The sequence below is a fragment of the Blastococcus sp. TF02A-35 genome (assembly GCF_004571075.1).
In the GTDB taxonomy this organism is placed as follows: Bacteria; Actinomycetota; Actinomycetes; order Mycobacteriales; family Geodermatophilaceae; genus Blastococcus.
The window spans coordinates 1-17,723 of record NZ_SPQP01000015.1 but is presented as its reverse complement, the minus strand read 5'-3'; the positions used below and the strand labels follow the sequence as shown (position 1 = coordinate 17,723).

The following is a 17,723-nucleotide window of genomic DNA, read 5'->3' as shown; positions in this document are numbered from 1 at the left end:
GGCTTGCATCTGCCGAGGAAAGGTGTCAGCCTTGTCGAGTGCCGTACGTACTGACCGTGGACCAGCAGGGCAGCCGCCGGGGGCCCGACCGGGTGGGCGAGGCCCTCGCCGAGCTCACCACCGGGGTGCGCGTCGTGCTGCCCTTCGAGCGGACCGCCGGTGACGAGTTCCAGGGGGTCCTGGGAACGCCCGAGGCGGTGGTCGACGTGACCGTGCGGCTCCTCCGGCTCGGCGGCTGGAGCATCGGCATCGGCGCCGGCCCCGTGCAGACCCCGCTGCCGCCCAGCACCCGTGCGGCGACCGGCCCGGCCTTCCTGTCCGCCCGCCGCGCCGTCGACGCCGCCAAGCAGCGCCCGATGCGGCTCGCCGTCCGCGGGGCGGTGCCGCCGGACGCCGCCGACGCGCAGTCGGTGCTCAGTGCCCTGGCGGTCCTCCTCGGCCGGCGCAGCGCCCAGGCCTGGGAGGCCATCGACCTGGTCGACGGCGGCCGCACGCAGGCGGAGGCGGCCGCGGAGCTCGGCATCACGCGGCAGGCGGTGGGCCAGCGGCTGGCCGCCGCGGCCTGGGAGCTCGAGCGCGAGCTGCGGCCCACCGGCGCCCGGCTCCTCGCGAGGGCCGCCGGATGACCACCGCCGTCCTCGTCCTGCTCGGGCTCGTGGCGCTGGCGGGCCTGTTCCTCACCCTCCGCGGCGAGCGGAGGCCCGTCGTCGCCGGCGGCGCCGTGGCGCTGGTCGGCGCCCTCGCCGTCGCCGCGGTGCTCTCCTGGCTCGGCGAGCAGGTTGGGGAGGGGGCGCTGCAGGCCGGGGCGGTCCTCGCCGTCCTCGCCGCCGTCGGCGGCGGAGGTCCCGTGGCGACGGCGGTGCTGCACGCGGCCGACCCGGCCGCCGCCGGCGTCTCCGGGGGCCCGCAGGACCCCGACATCCTGCGTGGCGGGGCCTGGATCGGCGTGCTCGAGCGCGCCGCCCTCGCCGTCGCCCTGCTGGTCGGGTGGCCGGAGGGGCTGGCCGTGATCCTGGCGGTGAAGGGTCTCGGCCGCTTCTCGGAGCTGCGCGCGCCCGCCGCCGCCGAGCGCTTCATCGTCGGCACGCTGGCCAGCGCGCTGTGGGCCGCGGCGTGCGTCGGGGTGGCGGTGCTGCTGCGCGGGTGAGCGCACGCCGAGCGCGGTGATCACCAGGCGACGACAATGACGGCACACCGTCGTCCCTCCTGGAGGCCCCGTGCCCGACCCGTCCGCCACCGGCGCCGTCCGCAACCCCGAGCTGCTGGCCATCTACTGCAACGACCACCTGGCCGCGGCGACCGGCGGCATCGAGCTGGTCGGCCGGATGATCGGCCGCTACCGCGGCACCCGGTTCGAGGGCCCCATGGAGAGCCTGCTCGACGAGCTGCGCGAGGAGCGGGCCGCGCTGCGCACGACGATGGGCGCGTTGGGCCTGCCGGTCCGCCAGTACAAGCTCGCGGCCACCTGGGTCGCGGAGAAGCTCAGCCGCGGCAAGCTCAACGGCCGGCTGTTCTCCCGGTCGCCGCTGAGCGACCTGGTGGAGTTCGAGTTCATCGCCACCGCGGTGCTGGCCAAGCGGGCCGGCTTCGAGACGCTGCGCGCCCTCGGCGAGGTCGACCACCGGATCGACGCCGGTCTGTTCGAGCGGCTCATCGACCAGGCCGACGACCAGCACACCTGGCTGGCCGAGGCCCGGCGCGAGGTCGCCGGCCAGGTCTTCGGTGGCCGCTCCGAGGCCGCGTCCGACGCCGCCGACACCTGATCCGGGGGACCGCCGCATGTGCCACAGCCACGACAGCCGCCCCCCGGCACCGCCGCGCAGCGGCGCCGTCGGGGCCACCTCGTCCTCGACGCTCACCGCGGCCGACGGCACCGAGTTCACGGTGAGCACCGCCCTGCCCGCCGAGCCGGCGCGGACCGGCGTCGTCGTGCTCCCGGACATCCGCGGGCTGCACCCCTACTACGTGGCACTGGTCGAGCGGTTCGCCGAGGCCGGCGTCGCGGCGGTGGCGATCGACTGGTTCGGGCGCACCGCGGGCGTGTGCGAGGGCGGCACCCGCGGCGAGGACTTCGACTGGCAGCAGCACATCCCGCGGACCGCCCCGGAGGGCATCGACGCCGACGTCGCCGCCGCCGTGGCGCACCTCCGGGCCGAGGCGGGGGAGGACCTCCCGGTCGTCACCGTCGGCTTCTGCTTCGGCGGCAGCCACGCGTGGCGGCTGGCCGGCGGCGACCTCGACCTGGCCGGCTGCGCCGGCTTCTACGGGCGGCCCTCGCTGGTGGGCGACGCCGCCGACCGGGCGCACCTGCCGACGGTGATGCTCATCGCCGGTGCCGACACCGCCACCCCGGTCGAGGAGCAGCTGGCCCTCGCGGAGCGCATGCGTGCCGCGGGTGCCGAGGTCGACGCCGTCGTCTACGACGGCGCGCCGCACTCCTTCTTCGACCGCTCCTACGGGGACTGGGCCGACGCCTGCGACGACGCGTGGGAGCACCTGCTCGCCCTCACCGACCAGGTGGCCCGGCGCTGAGCGTGCCGGCCTGGGGGCCGCTGCCCGGAACCGCCGTGCGGGTGCGGCCGGCGACGGCCGAGGACCTGCCGGCCCTCGTGGCGCTGCTGGCCGACGACCCGCTCGGCCGGAGCCGGGAGGGAGCGGACCTCGCGCCCTACCGGGCGGCGTTCGACCGGATCGACGGCGACCCCGCGCACCTGCTCGTCGTGGCCGCGGACGGCGACGACGTCGTCGGCACCCTGCAGCTCTCCCTCCTGCCCGGGCTGGCCCGCGGCGGTGCCCTGCGGGGCCAGGTGGAGGCCGTCCGCGTGCGGGCCGACCGCCGCGGCGAGGGGCTGGGGCGAGCGCTGCTCCGCTGGACTGTCGAGGAGTGCCGCCGGCAGGGGTGCGCCCTGGTGCAGCTCACCAGCGACCTGTCCCGCCCCGGCGCCCACCGGTTCTACGAGGCGCTCGGGTTCGTCCACTCGCACGCGGGGCTCAAGCTCCCACTCTGACGGGGCAGGTGGCGGGCCGGCGCCGTGACCGCCTCCTACGCTGGAGGCGTGAGCGGACAGCAGATCGATCCCGAGGTCATCGAACTCGCCGGCCGGGTCTTCGACCTGGCACGCGGCGGATACACCGAGGAGCTCTCCGCCTACCTCGACGCCGGGGTGCCGGCCAACCTGACCAACGACAAGGGCGACACCCTGCTGATCCTCGCGGCCTACCACGGCCACCCCGGGACGGTGGCCGCCCTCCTGGCCCGCGGGGCCGACCACGCGCGGGCCAACGACCGCGGCCAGACGGCGCTCGCGGCGGCGGTCTTCAAGCAGTCCACCGAGACCGTGCAGGCGCTGCTCGCCGCCGGTGCCGACCCCGACGCCGGCGGGCCCAGCGCCCGCGAGATGGCGACCTTCTTCGACCTGCCGGCGATGGCCGCGCTGCTGGACGGGCGCGCCTAGCGCCACCGCCGTCGCCTCCCGGCGAGGGTGAGGGCATGATCGGCGGCACCGAGGGGGAGGGTGCGGGCATGGCAGCAGCACGCGACCTGCCGGCGGCGGGCCCGCGCACGGCGGCCCGTGGCACGCAGCAGGACGACGTCGCGCCCGGGTCGGGCGCCGTCCCCGCCGACCCGCCCGAGGCCCCCGCCACGTCCGGGCTGCCGCGGTGGCTGGTGGTGGTCGGCGGGACCGCCGCGGCCACGATCGCCATCGCCGGCCTGCAGGCGGTGGCCTGGCTCGTGGCCCCGGTGTTCCTGGCGCTGGTGGTCGTGATCGCCCTGGCGCCGGTGCAGAGCTGGCTGCGGCGGATCGGCACCCCCCGCTGGGTGGCGACGACGGTCCTCCTGCTGCTGGTCTGGGCGGTGCTGCTCGGGTTCGTCGCGCTGCTGGTCGTCTCCGTGGCCCAGTTCGCCGCGCTGCTCCCGGACTACGCCGACCAGGCGCAGGTCCTCATCAACGACGTCGTCGCCGACCTGAACAACCGGGGGATCGTCTCCGGGCAGGTGTCGGACCTGGTGCAGCAGATCGACTACGGCTCGCTGGTCGGGCTGGCCACCGACCTGCTGGCCCGGCTCACGAGCGCGGCCTCCACGCTGGTGCTCCTGCTCTCGGCGCTGGTCTTCATGGCGATCGAGTCCAGCGGCTTCAGCCGGCGCATGGCCCTCGTCGCCTCCGAGCGGCCGCACCTCCCGGTGGCGCTCACCCTGTTCACCCGCGGCACCCGCAGCTACCTGCTGGTGAGCACCGTCTTCGGCGCGATCGTGGCGGTCGGCGACACCATCGCGCTGGTCTGGCTGGACGTGCCGGCCGCGCCGCTGTGGGGCCTGCTGGCGTTCATCACGAACTACGTGCCGAACATCGGCTTCGTGCTGGGGGTCGCGCCCCCCGCGGTGCTCGGGCTGCTCGCCGGCGGCTGGGGCGAGTTCGTGGCCATCCTGGTCGTCTACTCGCTGCTGAACTTCGTCGTCCAGACGCTGGTCCAGCCGCGGTTCGTGGGCGACTCGGTCGGTCTGTCGATGACCGTCACGTTCATCGCGCTGCTCTTCTGGAGCTGGGTGCTCGGCGCCCTCGGCGCTCTCCTGGCCATCCCGCTGACCCTGCTGGTCAAGGCGCTGCTGGTCGACGTCGACCCGCGGGGGCACTGGCTGGACGCCCTGCTGCGGGAGGAGCCCCGCGCCCCCCGCACCAACCGCGCCCGCCGGCGGATGGCCGCCCGGCACGCGACGCTGGCCTCGATGCGCCGCCTGCACCACCACCCGCACCGCCGGTCCTCGTCCGCCGAGGCGGCCGAGGCCGCCGACCCGGCCGTGGCCGAGCCGGTCGTGGTCGAGGCGCCCGAGACGGTCGACGCCACGGACAAGGGCTGACCGCTCAGGAGCTGGTCGTGGTGGTCGGCCTCCAGGGCGCAGGGAAGAGCACCTGGGTCGCCGCGCACCTGGCCGGCACCCACGCGGTGGTCAGCAAGGACCACTGGCCGCGCGCCCGGCGGCGCGAGGCCCGGCAGCAGCGGGTGGTCGCCATGCTCCTCGCGGCGGGGCGCAGCGTCGTCGTCGACAACACCAACGCCTCCGCGGAGGAGCGGGCGCCGCTGGTGGCCGCGGCGCGGGCGGCCGGCGTGCCCGTGCGGGCCGTGTGGCTGGACACCCCACCGGAGGTCAGCCTGGCCCGCAACGAGGCCCGGGAGGGGGCGGCCCGGGTGCCGCCCGTGGGGGTGTTCGCCACCCGGGCGCGCTTCGTGCCGCCGTCGGTGGCGGAGGGGTTCGACCGGGTCGACGTCGTCCGGCCGGGGCCGCCGCGGACCTTGTGACGGGGGCCGCAACGGGCGGCCGTAACGTGTCGGGCGCAGCTCGCCGCGCACCGGGGCTCCCGGTGACCGCCGGCATCCGACCTGAAGGGATCTCTCATGAGCGAGGCAGGCACCACGTCCCGCGTGGCCATCGTGACCGGCGCGGCCCGGGGCATCGGCGCGGCGACCGCCATCCGGCTGGCCCAGGACGGCTTCGCCGTCGCCGTCCTCGACCTGGACGAGGGCGCCGCGAAGGCGACCGTCGAGGCGATCGAGTCCGCGGGCGGCAAGGCCCTGGCCGTCGGCGCCGACGTCAGCGACTCCGCGGCCGTGGAGGCCGCCGTCGAGCGGATCGCCACCGAGCTCGGCCCGCCGACCGTGCTGGTCAACAACGCCGGTGTGCTCCGCGACAACATGCTCTTCAAGATGTCGGACTCCGACTGGGACATCGTGATGAACGTGCACCTGCGCGGTGCCTTCCTCATGACCCGGGCGGCCCAGAAGCACATGATCGACCAGAAGTGGGGCCGGATCGTCAACCTGTCCAGCACCTCCGCGCTGGGCAACCGCGGCCAGGCGAACTACTCCACCGCCAAGGCCGGCCTGCAGGGCTTCACCAAGACCCTCGCCATCGAGCTGGGCAAGTTCGGCGTCACCGCCAACGCGATCGCCCCGGGCTTCATCCAGACCGAGATGACCAAGGCGACGGCCGACCGCATGGGCGTGCCGTTCGACGACTTCATCAAGGGCGCCGCCTCGATGATCCCGGTCGCCCGCGTGGGGCAGCCCGAGGACATCGCGCACCTCGTGTCGTTCTTCGTCAGCGAGGGCGCGGGCTTCGTCTCCGGCCAGGTCGTCTACGCCGCCGGTGGCCCCAAGGCCTGACGCACGGCAGTTCCCTCTCGCTGGGCCGGGCAGCCACTAGGCTGCCCGGCCCAGCGTCATCCTCGACCCCGGAGGTCCCGTGTCCGAGCAGCCCGTCCTCGTCGAGCGCCGTGGAGCCGTGCAGGTCATCACGATCAACCGGCCGCAGGCGAAGAACGCGCTCGACGCCGCCGTGGCCCGGGACGTGGCCGCCGCCGTCGACGAGCTGGACGCCTCCGAGGACCTGCGCGCCGGCGTGCTCACCGGCGCGGGCGGCTTCTTCTCCGCGGGCATGGACCTCAAGGCGTTCCTGCGCGGCGAGACGCCGGCCATCGAGGGGCGGGGGCTGTGCGGCATCACGAGGACCCCGCCGCGCAAGCCGCTGGTGGCGGCGGTGGAGGGCGGTGCGCTGGCCGGTGGCTTCGAGCTGGTGCTGGCCTGCGACCTCGTGGTGGCCGGCCGCAGCGCGCGGTTCGGCGTCCCCGAGGTGAAGCGCTCGCTGGTCGCGGCGGGCGGCGCCGCGCTGCTCCTGCCGCAGCGGGTGCCGCGCGCGGTCGCGCTCGAGCTGCTGCTCACCGGCGACCCCGTGGACGCCGAGCGGGCCGCGGCGGTGGGGCTGGTGAACCGGGTGGTCGACGACGGCGACGCGCTCGAGGCGGCCCTGGCCCTGGCCGAGCGGGTCGCGGCCAACGGGCCGCTGGCCGTCGCGGCCACCAAGCAGGTCGTGCTGTCGGCCCCCGGGTGGTCCCCTGAGGAGGCGTGGGACCGGCAGGACGAGGTCGTGCGCCCGGTCTTCGCCTCGGAGGACGCGCGCGAGGGGTCGACCGCCTTCGCCGAGCGGCGCGCGCCGGTGTGGCGCGGCCGGTGATGCGTTGCACACCGTGAAAGATTGCACGGTGTGCAAGAAATCTGCTTCAGTGGGCCGGTGACCGAACCGGGCCTGCGCGAGCGCAAGAAGCAGGGCACCCGGGCCGCCCTGGCCCGCGCGACCCTGGACCTCGCGGTCGAGCACGGCCTGGCCGCGGTCACCGTCGAGCAGATCGCGGCCCGCGCCGGCGTCTCCTACCGGACGTTCTTCAATTACTTCTCCGGCAAGGAGGAGGCGCTGCTGCGGCCCGACGGTGGCGACGCCACCTTCGGCCCCCACCTGCGCGACCAGGACCCGGCGCTGCCGGTGCTGGAGGCGGCCCGGCGGGCGATGCGCGCCCAGCTCCAGGCGTTCGACGAGGACCAGGAGAGCTGGCGCCAGCGGCTGGCCGTGCTCGCCGCCGCACCGGAGGCGCTGCCCCGCGTGCTGGAGATCGGCAGCACGGGCGAGCGTGAGGTCGCCGACGCCATCGCCGAGCGCACCGGCCAGGACGTCGACGGCGACCTCTACCCGGCGCTGCTCGCCGCAGTGCTCGGCGCCGCCTTCCGCGTGAGCCTCGGCCGCTGGCACGCCCTGGGCGAGACCCGCCCGCTGGCCGCGCTCTTCGACGAGGCGGTCGACGTCCTCGCCGCCGGCCTGCCCGCCCCGCGCACCCACTGACCCCCCGGCGGCCGATCGCCGTCCGGGACCCGAAGCACCACGAGGAGAACCGTGTCCACGTCCGTCGAACCTGCCGCTGCGGCGACCCCGCCCGGCGGGGACCCCGCGGTCGCTGCACCGATGACGCGCAAGGAGGTGCTCCAGGCACTCTCCGGCTTGTTCATGGGCATGTTCGTGGCCATCCTGGCCGCGACCATCGTGTCCAACGCCCTCCCGGTGATCATCCCCGAGATCGGCGGCAGCCAGTCGATCTACACCTGGGTGGTCACCGCCGAGCTGCTGGCGATGACCGTCACCGTCCCGCTGTGGGGCAAGCTGGCCGACCTCTTCAGCCAGAAGCTGCTGCTGCAGCTCTCGTTCGGCCTGTTCGTGGTGGGCTCGCTGCTCGCCGGCTTCTCGCAGGACACGACCATGCTGATCGTCGCCCGCGCGCTGCAGGGCATGGGTGCCGGTGGCCTCACCGCCCTGGTGCAGATCGTGATGGCGGCGATGATCCCGCCGCGCGAGCTCGGCCGGTACGCCGGTGTCTTCGGCGCGATCTTCGCCGTCGCCACGGTGGGCGGCCCGCTGATCGGTGGCGTCATCGTCGACACCGACTGGCTGGGCTGGCGCTTCTGCTTCCTGCTCGGCGTGCCGTTCACGCTGCTGGCGATGGTGCTCGTGCAGCGCACCCTCAAGCTCCCCGCCGTCCCGCGGCGGACGGCCAGCATCGACTGGTGGGGCGCGCTGCTCATCACGGCCGGCGTCAGCCTGCTGCTGATCTGGATCACCTTCGCCGGGGACAGGTACGACTGGCTGTCCACCGAGACCGCGCTCATGGTCGGCGGCACCGTCGTGCTGCTGGGCCTGGCCGTGGTCGTCGAGTCCAAGGTGTCCGAGCCGGTCATCCCGCTCGACATCTTCCGCAGCAGGACCGTCACGCTGTCGGTGGTCGCCAGCGCCCTGGTCGGTGTCGCGATGTTCGGCGGGACCGTCTTCCTGGCCCAGTACCTGCAGGTCTCGCTCGGCTACTCGCCGACCGAGTCCGGCCTGCTCACCCTGCCGCTGGTCGGCGGCCTGCTGGTGTCCTCGACGGTCGCCGGCGCCCTGATCACCAAGACCGGCCGCTGGAAGGGCTGGCTGGTCGCCGGCGCGGTCCTCATGACGGTCGGCTTCGCCCTGTTCTCGACCATCGACGCGCAGACCTCCCCCTGGGTGCTCGGCCTGTTCATGGTCGTCCTGGGCGCCGGCGTCGGTGCGCTGATGCAGAACCTGGTCCTGGCCGCGCAGAACGACGTCCCGGCGCACGAGCTGGGCGCGGCCACGTCGGTGGTCTCGTTCTTCCGCAGCCTCGGCGGCACGGTCGGCGTCAGCGTCCTGGGTGCCCTGCTGGCCACCCGGGTGGCCGAGGACCTCAGCGTGCTCGGCCCGGTGGAGGGTGGCGGCGAGGCCGCGGCCCCGGACATGTCCATGCTCCCGGAGCCGGTGCGCGAGCTGATCCGCAACGCCTACGCGGACGCGACGGCGGAGCTGTTCCGCATCGCCGTGCCGCTGGCGGCGCTGGCGCTGGTCACGGTGCTGTTCATCAAGGAGAAGGCGCTCAAGACGACGTCGGGCGCGCAGCGCCTGGCCGAGGAGCAGGGCGCCGCGGGCCTGCCGCTGCACTGACCCGCGGCGGCATACGGGGGCCACGACCGGCGTTGTCCGGTCGTGGCCCCCACTGCTTCCCGCCGCGCTCCCGTGCGCATGGTCGTCCTGGGTGACTCGATCGCGTACGGCACCGGTGCGGCCCGTACCGAGGACACCATCGGCCGCCGGCTCGCTGCCGAGCTGACCGCCGACGGCTTCGACGTCGACCTGCACGCCCTGGCCGTCCCCGGTGCCGTCTCGGCCGACCTCGCCGCGCAGGTGCGGCGCGCCGTCGCGCTCGGCCCGGACCTCGCCCTGGTCGTCATCGGCGCCAACGACCTCGCCCGCTTCGTGCCGGCCGCGCAGGCGACCGCGGCGCTGGGAGCTGCAGTCGCTGCACTGCGCGCCGCAGGCAGCGCCGTGGTGGTCGTGCCGGCGCCGGACATGTCCATGGTCCCGTTCGTCCCGCCGGCGCTGCGGCCGCTGGTCCGCGGGGCCTGCGCCGTCCTGCAGGAGGGGCAGACGCGGGTGGCCGAGGCCGGGGGCGCCACCGTCGCCTCGGTCGTCGCCGACCTGGCCACCGCCTTCGTCGCCGACCCGGGGCTGTTCTCCGCCGACCGGTTCCACCCCTCCTCGGCCGGCTACGCGCGGATCGCCCGGGCGCTCACCCCGCACGTCCTGGCCGCGGCCCGCGCCCGGCGGGACGAGGCAGCAGCCTGACCCTCGACCTGAGGTTCAGGCCGGGGCGGTGACCGGCCGCCGGAGCGCCGCGGAGTCGGCGAACCGGGTGATCACCGGCCCGGCGACGGCGAGGACCAGCACGTAGCCGGTGGCGACGGGGCCGACGTCGGCCAGTCCCGCGCTCACCGCGAGACCGGCGATCACGATGGAGAACTCGCCGCGCGCGACGAGCGCGGTGCCGGCGCGCAGGCGTCCCGGCACCCCTACGCCGTCCCGCCGGGCGGCGAACCAGCCGGTCCCCATCTTCGTCGCGGTGCTGACGGCGGCCAGCGCCAGCGCGGCCGGCAGCACCGGCAGGATCGCGCCGGGGTCGGTGGCGAACCCGAAGGCCACGAAGAACAGCGCCGCGAACAGGTCCCGCAGCGGCCCGAGGATCGCCCGCGCCCGCTCGGCGAAGTCCGCCGGGAGCGCCAGCCCGACCAGGAACGCGCCGACCGCCGCGGAGGCGCCCATCGCCTGCGCGGCGCCGGCCACCAGCAGGGTCAGCCCGACCAGGCGCAGCAGCACCTGCTCGTCGTCGTCGTGGCTGAGCAGCCGGCCCAGCCGGTGGCCGTGCCGCTGCGCGGCGAACAGCACCAGGACCACCGCGCCGACCGCCAGCCCGATACCGGCCACCGCCGCCGCCGGGCCCTGGCCGGCGAGGGCGACCACCAGCAGCGGCAGGAACAGGGCCATCGCCAGGTCCTCGAGCACGAGGACGGCGAGCACGGCCGGCGTCTCGCGGTTGGCCAGCCGGCCGAGGTCGCCCAGCAGCCGCGCGACGATCCCGGACGAGGAGATCCAGGTGACGCCGGCCAGCGCCAGGGCGCCCTGCCACGGCAGGCCGACGAGCAGCCCGGCGACGAAGCCCGGGGGTGCGTTGAGCACCAGGTCCACGACCCCCGACGGCGCGTGCCGCCGGAACGAGCTGAACAGCTCGGTGGCGGAGAACTCCAGGCCGAGGGTGAGCAGCAGGAGGACCACGCCGATCTCGGCGGCGGCGGTGAGGAAGGGCTCGGCGGTGCTCAGCGGGACCAGCCCGCCGTTGCCCACCGCCAGGGCGGCGAGCAGCACGAAGGGGATGGGGGAGAGGCCCAGGCGCCGGGCGACCATGCCCAGCACCGACAGGCCGAGGAACAGCAGGCCGAGTTCGACCAGCAGCGCGGCGACGTGGTCCACGCGGGGCTACTCCCGGCCGGCGAGCCGGCGCTCGAGCTGCGCGAGGCCGGCGCCGGATCCGATCACCACCAGCACGTCCCCGCCGTGCAGCACGTCTTCCGGCCCCGGGGATGGGACGACGTCGGCGCCGCGCACCAGGGCGACGATCGAGCAGCCGGTGAGCGTGCGGGCCCGGGTGTCCCCGAGCGGGCGGCCGTCGAACGGCGACCCCGGCTGGATGCCCAGCCGTGCCGACTCCAGGCCGGGGACCTCCTTGGACAGGTCGGCGAAGCGCTGGGTCAGCCGCGGGGCGCCGAGCACCTCGGCCACGGCGTCGGCCTCGGCGGGGCTGAGCCGGAACATGCCCTGCGCCCGGTCGGGGTCGCGCCGGTCGTAGACGGCGATCTCCGCGCCCCCCTCGCGCTGGACGACGATGCCGAGCACCTGCCCCGAGCTGCAGCGCAGCTCGTAGCGGACGCCGACACCGGGCAGCAGGGTCTCCTCGAGGTCCACCCCCGCATGGTCCCAGACGGGGTCAGCCCAGGCGGTCGGCCAGCAGCTCGGCGAGGTGCTGGCCGCGGCGCCCGGCCAGCTGGTCGAGCTGGGTCCGGCAGGAGAACCCGTCGGCGAGGACCACCGCGCCGTCCGGCAGGTCGCGCACCGCCGGGAGCAGCTGCTGCTCGGCGATCGTCACCGAGACGTCGTGGTGGCCCTTCTCCACGCCCCAGTTGCCGGCCAGGCCGCAGCAGCCGCCGAGCCGGGTCACCGTCGCGCCCGCCTTCTTCAGCAGCGCGGCGTCGGCTGACCAGCCGAGCACCGAGGCGTGGTGGCAGTGCGGCTGGGCCACGATCTGCACGCCGGCCAGCGACGGCGGCTCCCAGCCGGGGGTGGCCGCGAGCAGCTCGGCCAGCGTGCGGGTGCCGCGGGCGACGCGCTCGGCGGCCTCCCCGCCGACCAGCTCCAGGGACTCACCGCGCAGCGCGGCGGTGCACGAGGGCTCCACGCCGACGACCGGGATGCCGGCGTCCACGAGCGGCAGCAGGGTGTCGACCGTGTGCGCGAGGGTCGCGCGGGCGGTGTCGAGCTGGCCGGTGGTGATCCAGGTGAGGCCGCAGCAGGTGTCGGCGCCGGGCACCTGCACCCGGTAGCCGGCCGCCTCCAGGACCCGGGCGACGGCGTGCGCGACCTCGGGGGCGAAGTGGTCGGTGAACGAGTCCACCCATAGCGCGACCGGCCGCCCCTCCCCAGGGCCAGAATGGCCATCTTGACCCTGGGGGCGGGCGGCCCACTCGTCGCGGAAGGTGCGCTGGGCGAAGGGCGGCACCTCCCGGCGCTGGTCCATCCCCGCGCCCCACTTGGCGACCCGCCCGCCCAGCCGGGAGCGCAGGACGGCGTTGACCAGCCGCGGCGCCCTCGCGGCCAGGTCGGCCCAGAACGGGAGCCGGCCGAGCGTGTAGTGCGCGCGGGGGCGCAGCCGGCGGCGGTAGGACTGGTGCAGCACCTCGGCCTTGTAGGAGGCCATGTCCACGCCGGTCGGGCAGTCGCGCGAGCAGCCCTTGCACGAGAGGCAGAGGTCGAGGGCGTCGTGCACCTCGGGGGAGCGCCAGTCCTTGACCGGCCCGCCGGGGGCGAGCATCTCCTGCAGCACCCGGGCGCGGCCGCGGGTGGTGTCCTTCTCCTCGCGGGTGGCCGGCCACGAGGGGCACATGACCCCGCCGGAGGACTGCAGGTCGGCCCGGCACTTGCCGACACCGGTGCACCGGTGCACGGCGGCCGAGAAGTCGCCGCCGTCGTGCCGGTAGGCCAGCGCGAGACCGTCGCGCTTCCGCGGGGCCTGGGCCATCCGGATGTCGTCGTCGACGGGGACGGGGCGGACCAGGATCCCCGGGTTGAGCACGTCGTCGGGGTCGAACACGGCCTTGACCTGCTCGAACAGCGAGATCGCGGCGGGGGAGTACATCAGCGGCAGCAGCTCGCTGCGCGCCCGGCCGTCGCCGTGCTCCCCGGAGAGCGAGCCGCCGTAGCCGGCGACCAGCCCGGCGGCGTCGCGCACGAACGCCCGGTACCGGCTCCGCCCGGCGTCGTCGCCGGACCCGAGCGGGAAGTCGATCCGGCCGTGCACGCAGCCGTCGCCGAAGTGGCCGTAGGGGACGCACTGGAGGCCGTGCTGGTCCAGCAGCGCGTCGAACTCGCGCAGGTAGGCGCCCAGCTGCTCCACGGGGACGGCGGCGTCCTCCCATCCCGCGTGCGCGGGGTGCCCGTCCGAGGTGCGGGCGGCCAGCCCGGCGCCGTCCTCCCGGATCCGCCAGATCGCGGCGGCCTCGGCCGGGTCGGTGACCACCAGGGAGTCCAGGGCGCCGGCGTCGGCCAGCACGCCGCGGGCCTTGGCCACGACCTCGGCCTCGGTGTCACCGGTCAGCTCCACGACCAGCCAGCCCTCGCCCCGGGGCAGGTCGGGGACGACGGCGGCCGGCACGTCGCGAAGGCGCTGCACCATGCGGGCGTCCAGGCCCTCGACGGCGGTCGGCTCGTGGGGGAGCAGCGCCGGGGTCGCGTCGGCCGCCTCCGGCATGCTCGGGTAGCCCAGCACGACCAGCCCGCGCACCGGGGCGTCGGCGACCAGCTTCACCGTGGCCCCGAGGACGACGGCGAGCGTGCCCTCGCTGCCCACCAGCGCCCGGGTGACGTCGAAGCCCCGCTCGGGCAGCAGGTGCTCGAGCGAGTAGCCCGACACCTGCCGGCCGAAGCGGCCGAACTCGGTCCGCAGGGTGGCGAGGTCGCCGTCCACGACCCGGCGCAGCGCCGTCAGGACGGCCGAGTCCCCGGGTGTGCTGCCGGAGGCCAGGGTGAGGCGCTCCCCGGACCCGGTCACCACGTCCAGGCCGACGACGTTGTCCGAGGTCCGGCCGTAGCCCAGGGCGCGTGAGCCGCAGGCGTTGTTCCCGATCATCCCGCCGACGGTGCACCGGTTGTGCGTGCTCGGGTCCGGCCCGAACCGCAGCCCGTACGGGCGCGCGGCGGTCTGCAGGGCCGCCTGGACGACCCCGGGGTCGATGGTGGCCGTCCGCGCCTCGGCGTCGACCGCGTGGACCCGCGCCAGGTGGCGGCTGGTGTCCAGGACCACCCCGGTGCCGACGGCGTTGCCCGCGATCGACGTGCCCGCGCCGCGGGCGGTCAGCGGCACCCCCAGCCGGCGGCACACGTCGAGGGCCGCGACGACCTCGTCGGTGCTGCGCGGGCGGACCACGGCCCGCGGGAGCACGCGGTACAGCGACCCGTCGGAGGAGTAGAGGGCGCGGGCCAGCCCGGAGTCGTCGACGTCGGCGATCCCCGCCCGCCGGAGCTCGTCGACGACGGCACGGGCGGCGTCGGCAGCGTCGGTCGAGGGAGGGGCCGCGGGTGCGCTCATGACGCCGAGTCTCGCCCGGGCCTCTCCGGCGGGCACGTCCGGCCCCCGGCACGGCTGTGGCCGGGCACCCGCGGTGCCCGGCCACAGCCGGTGGGACGTCGACGTCACTCCGTCGGAGGCTCGTCCTTGCCCTCCTCCTCGAGGCGGTCGGCCTCTTCCTTGGTCTTGTGCACCGCGCCGTCGGCGTGCTCCGGCGGGCCGTAGACCGTGTAGAGGATCAGCGGGTTCGCGCCGGTGTTGACGAAGTTGTGCTTCTTGCCGGCGGGCACCACGACCAGGTCGCCCTGGGCCACGTTCTTCTCCGAGCCGGCGACGATCGCCTTACCGGTCCCGCTGACGAAGGTGAGGATCTGGTCGATGTCCTCGTGGACCTCCTCGCCGATCTCACCGCCCGGCGGGATGGTCATGATGACCAGCTGGGTCTTCGTGCCGGTCCAGAGCACGCGACGGAAGTCGGGGCTCTTCTCGGCTTCGGTGGCGATCGTGTAGTGGATGACGGACGCCATGGGCGGCGCTCCTCTCGTCTCGGGGCCGAGGCTGCCGCCCGGTCGCCGGAGGGCGTTCCGGGCGGACGACGAGGTGCTCCTGCCCTGACCGGAGGCGGAGTAGTCCTCCCCGGCCCGCGGTGTTGATCACGAACGGGCCGGTCAGGCGGTGGGGGCCGGCACGACCCCCTCGGGGGCCAGCACCGGGACGGCGCGGTCGCGGCGGGAGCGGACCAGCCCGGTCGCCACGAGCGCGGCCGCGGTGAGCACCGAGGTCGTCGCCAGCGAGAGCAGGGTGAGCCGGTCCGTCGTCGCCAGGAGCGCCACGACCACCGCCTCCAGCCCGGCCGCTGACCAGACCGCCACCGTGGCCAGCCGGTCCGCGGCGGCGATGCCGGAGAACAGCAGCAGCTGCGCCAGGGCCAGGAGCGTGCCCAGCGCGGCGAACACCCAGGTGGCCGAGCCGAGCGTGCCGCCGTAGGCCGCCCCGCCGATCAGCGGCAGCGCCCGCTCGCCCATCAGGGCCGTGCCCAGGGTGAGTACGGCGCCCAGACCGCCCACCGCGGCCAGGGCGGCGGGCAGCGCCCGCCGGCGGCCGGCGGCGTCGGCGAGCCGGGGGAGCAGCACCACCCCCACGCCCTGCGGGAGCCAGAACGCGACCTTCGTGACGATCGCCGCGACGGCGTACTCACCGGTGACCGCGGCGGGCAGGTGGTGCCGCGCGAGCAGCACGTCGAGGTTGAGCAGCACGGTGAACCCCAGGAGGGCGCCGGCCGCGCGCAGCGCGGCGGTCACCGGCGCCCGGGTGCCGCGGCCCAGGCCCGGCCGCCCCACGGCCAGCCAGCCGATGACGGCGGCGACGACAGCGGCGGCGGCCATCCCCGCCAGGGCCGCGGACGTGGTGCCGCCGAGCAGCAGCCCGGCGACGCCGCCGACCAGCTTGCCGGCGCCGAGCACCAGCGTGACGAGGGCCAGCTGCCGGTAGCGGCCCGACCCCTGCAGCATCCCCTGGTACCCCTGCACCAGCGTGTGCGGGAGCAGCAGCGCCGCCAGCCACACGGCGGCGGAGGCCGCCGGCAGGTGCAGGGCGGCGACGAGCACCGGCACCAGGACCAGCCCCAGGGCGCAGACGCCGACGGCCAGGAAGGCGCTCGAGGCGTGCAGCCGGGCCATCGTCCGCTCGTCGCCGGGGCGGCCGCCCAGGTGCAGCGCCGCCGCCGTCTGGAGGCCCGCCGCCGGGACCGAGCCCACGAGCAGGACGCTCAGCAGCGCGGCCAGCTCGCCGTAGGCCGCGGGGGCCAGCTGCCGCGCGGCGACGACGGTGAAGACGTAGGCCAGCGCGTTCGCACCCAGGAAGGCGACGGACACGACCGCCGTCGCCCCGAGCAGCCCGGAGGACGGGGCTGCGCCGGGGGAGCGCCGTCCCTGGCGGGTCCTCGATCGCAGCGCACTCACCCCCTTACTCTGCGCACGTCGGCCGGGAACCCGGCGCGCGGGTGTCGGAACGGGAGAGACCGAGCAGGTGGACGAGCGATGGGCCCGCGCCGACGCGGCGCCGTGGCCGGCGCGCGTCCTGGCCCTGGTCGTCGCCCTCCTGGTCACCGGGCCCGCGCTGGGCCCCGGTTTCGTGCTCCTCCGGGACATGGTCTTCGTCCCGCGGCAGGATCTGGATGCCGACGCGCTGGGCCTGGGCGGTTCGCTGCCGCGCGCGGTCCCGGCCGACGCGGCGATGGCGGTCCTCACCGCCGTCGTACCGGGCGACGTTGTGCAGAAGCTGGTGCTCGTCGCCACCGTCTACGCCGCGGTGCTCGGCGCTGCCCGGCTCGTGCCGCCCGCGGCGGACGGGCGCCGCGGGACCGCCGGGCTGGTGGCGGGGCTGGTCTACGGCTGGAGCCCCTACCTCGGCGAGCGGCTGCTGATCGGCCACTGGACGCTGCTGGTCGCCTACGCCGCCCTGCCCTGGATCGCCCGCGCGGCGCTGCGCGTGCGCGCCGGCGAGCCGGGCGCGCTGCCCCGGCTCCTCCTGGTGTGCGCGCCGGCGGCGCTGACGCCGACCGGCTCCCTGCTGGCCGGTGGCCTGGTCCTGGCCCTCGTCGGCCGGGCCCGCCTGCCCTCCGCCGCCGGCGGGGTGCTGCTGTCCCTGCCGTGGGTCGTGGCCGGGGCGCTGCACCCGGCCGGTGGGGCCTCCGACCCCGCAGGTGTCGCCGCCTTCGCGGCCCGGGCGGAGAACTGGGGCGGGACGCTGGTCGCGGTCCTGGGCACCGGGGGCATCTGGAACGCCGACGCGGTGCCGGGCAGCCGGACGTCGGCGTTCGTCCCGGTGCTGACCCTGCTGCTGGTGGCGGTCGCGGTGCTCGGCTGGGCGAGCGTGGGCGCGCGCTCGCCGGCGGCCCGCGGCCTGCTCGTGCTCGGTGGCGCCGGCCTGCTGCTGGCCTGCGCCGGCGCGCTGCCCGGCGCGACCCAGCTGCTCGAGTGGGCCGTCGGGTCCGTCCCCGGGGCCGGGCTGCTGCGCGACGGCCAGAAGTGGGCCGCGTGGTGGGCGCTGCCCCTGGCCGAGCGTTTCGCCTCGCGCCGCCGCCCCCGGTGCGCTAATGCGCGGACACGTGGGGTGAGCGGGGCGCACGCAACGCACGGTGCGTACTGTCAGCCGACGTGGCGGAGAGCGCGGGAC

At 75.9% G+C, this 17,723-nt stretch carries 19 protein-coding genes; 14 read left to right on the top strand and 5 right to left on the bottom strand.

Annotated elements, in window-relative coordinates; all coding sequences use genetic code 11:
• Positions 1 to 38 precede the first annotated feature (38 nt).
• The 13 genes from E4P43_RS09295 (at position 39) to E4P43_RS09235 (ending at position 10,000) form a co-directional block, all read left to right on the top strand.
• Entirely contained in the window at positions 39 to 626 is a 588-nt protein-coding gene (locus tag E4P43_RS09295) for a hypothetical protein (RefSeq protein ID WP_135145171.1), read from the top strand.
• Entirely contained in the window at positions 623 to 1,147 is a 525-nt protein-coding gene (locus E4P43_RS09290; RefSeq protein WP_135145170.1) for a hypothetical protein, read from the top strand. The genes E4P43_RS09295 and E4P43_RS09290 overlap by 4 nt, the downstream gene beginning before the upstream one ends.
• 70 nt (positions 1,148 to 1,217) lie before the next feature.
• Positions 1,218 to 1,763: a hypothetical protein gene (locus E4P43_RS09285; protein ID WP_135145169.1), complete on the top strand. Its 546-nt coding sequence runs from the start codon at positions 1,218 to 1,220 to the stop codon at positions 1,761 to 1,763.
• A gap of 16 nt (positions 1,764 to 1,779) precedes the next feature.
• On the top strand, positions 1,780 to 2,532 hold the full coding sequence (locus E4P43_RS09280; RefSeq protein ID WP_135145168.1) for a dienelactone hydrolase family protein: 753 nt from the start codon (positions 1,780 to 1,782) through the stop codon (positions 2,530 to 2,532).
• Positions 2,533 to 2,534: 2 nt separating this feature from the next.
• Complete coding sequence (locus E4P43_RS09275) at positions 2,535 to 3,008, top strand: GNAT family N-acetyltransferase (RefSeq protein ID WP_245159039.1); 474 nt, start codon at positions 2,535 to 2,537, stop codon at positions 3,006 to 3,008.
• A gap of 48 nt (positions 3,009 to 3,056) precedes the next feature.
• Positions 3,057 to 3,455: an ankyrin repeat domain-containing protein gene (locus E4P43_RS09270; protein ID WP_135145167.1), complete on the top strand. Its 399-nt coding sequence runs from the start codon at positions 3,057 to 3,059 to the stop codon at positions 3,453 to 3,455.
• A gap of 68 nt (positions 3,456 to 3,523) precedes the next feature.
• Positions 3,524 to 4,861 (top strand): AI-2E family transporter, encoded by a 1,338-nt coding sequence (locus tag E4P43_RS09265; protein WP_135145166.1) that lies wholly within the window; start codon positions 3,524 to 3,526, stop codon positions 4,859 to 4,861.
• Between the two features lie 17 nt (positions 4,862 to 4,878).
• A complete protein-coding gene (locus tag E4P43_RS09260; protein ID WP_245159038.1) occupies positions 4,879 to 5,301 on the top strand; it encodes an ATP-binding protein in 423 nt (140 codons plus the stop codon).
• A 96-nt stretch (positions 5,302 to 5,397) separates the two neighbouring features.
• Positions 5,398 to 6,165, top strand: coding sequence for a 3-oxoacyl-ACP reductase FabG (gene fabG, locus E4P43_RS09255; protein ID WP_135145165.1), 768 nt, complete (start codon positions 5,398 to 5,400; stop codon positions 6,163 to 6,165).
• Between the two features lie 79 nt (positions 6,166 to 6,244).
• On the top strand, positions 6,245 to 7,012 hold the full coding sequence (locus E4P43_RS09250; RefSeq protein ID WP_135145164.1) for a crotonase/enoyl-CoA hydratase family protein: 768 nt from the start codon (positions 6,245 to 6,247) through the stop codon (positions 7,010 to 7,012).
• Between the two features lie 57 nt (positions 7,013 to 7,069).
• The gene (locus E4P43_RS09245) at positions 7,070 to 7,672 is read left to right on the top strand and encodes a TetR family transcriptional regulator (RefSeq protein ID WP_209313808.1); all 603 of its coding nucleotides are present in this window, start codon (positions 7,070 to 7,072) and stop codon (positions 7,670 to 7,672) included.
• Positions 7,673 to 7,792: 120 nt separating this feature from the next.
• Positions 7,793 to 9,319: an MDR family MFS transporter gene (locus E4P43_RS09240; protein WP_135145163.1), complete on the top strand. Its 1,527-nt coding sequence runs from the start codon at positions 7,793 to 7,795 to the stop codon at positions 9,317 to 9,319.
• A gap of 42 nt (positions 9,320 to 9,361) precedes the next feature.
• Entirely contained in the window at positions 9,362 to 10,000 is a 639-nt protein-coding gene (locus tag E4P43_RS09235; RefSeq protein WP_245159037.1) for a GDSL-type esterase/lipase family protein, read from the top strand.
• A 15-nt stretch (positions 10,001 to 10,015) separates the two neighbouring features.
• Here E4P43_RS09235 and E4P43_RS09230 read toward each other — a convergent pair whose 3' ends face one another.
• The 5 genes from E4P43_RS09230 to E4P43_RS09210 all read right to left on the bottom strand — a co-directional run bounded on the left by E4P43_RS09230 (position 10,016) and on the right by E4P43_RS09210 (position 16,507).
• The gene (locus E4P43_RS09230; RefSeq protein WP_135145162.1) at positions 10,016 to 11,179 is read right to left on the bottom strand and encodes a cation:proton antiporter; all 1,164 of its coding nucleotides are present in this window, start codon (positions 11,177 to 11,179) and stop codon (positions 10,016 to 10,018) included.
• Between the two features lie 6 nt (positions 11,180 to 11,185).
• The gene (locus tag E4P43_RS09225; RefSeq protein ID WP_135145161.1) at positions 11,186 to 11,671 is read right to left on the bottom strand and encodes a cation:proton antiporter regulatory subunit; all 486 of its coding nucleotides are present in this window, start codon (positions 11,669 to 11,671) and stop codon (positions 11,186 to 11,188) included.
• A 22-nt stretch (positions 11,672 to 11,693) separates the two neighbouring features.
• A complete protein-coding gene (locus E4P43_RS09220; protein ID WP_135145160.1) occupies positions 11,694 to 14,567 on the bottom strand; it encodes an FAD-binding and (Fe-S)-binding domain-containing protein in 2,874 nt (957 codons plus the stop codon).
• A gap of 104 nt (positions 14,568 to 14,671) precedes the next feature.
• Positions 14,672 to 15,073, bottom strand: coding sequence for a cupin domain-containing protein (locus E4P43_RS09215; RefSeq protein WP_135145159.1), 402 nt, complete (start codon positions 15,071 to 15,073; stop codon positions 14,672 to 14,674).
• 141 nt (positions 15,074 to 15,214) lie between these two features.
• On the bottom strand, positions 15,215 to 16,507 hold the full coding sequence (locus E4P43_RS09210; RefSeq protein ID WP_135145158.1) for a polysaccharide biosynthesis protein: 1,293 nt from the start codon (positions 16,505 to 16,507) through the stop codon (positions 15,215 to 15,217).
• Between the two features lie 67 nt (positions 16,508 to 16,574).
• Here E4P43_RS09210 and E4P43_RS09205 point away from each other — a divergent pair.
• Positions 16,575 to 17,723: hypothetical protein (locus tag E4P43_RS09205; protein ID WP_209313807.1), on the top strand; the 1,149-nt coding region annotated here is incomplete at its 3' end.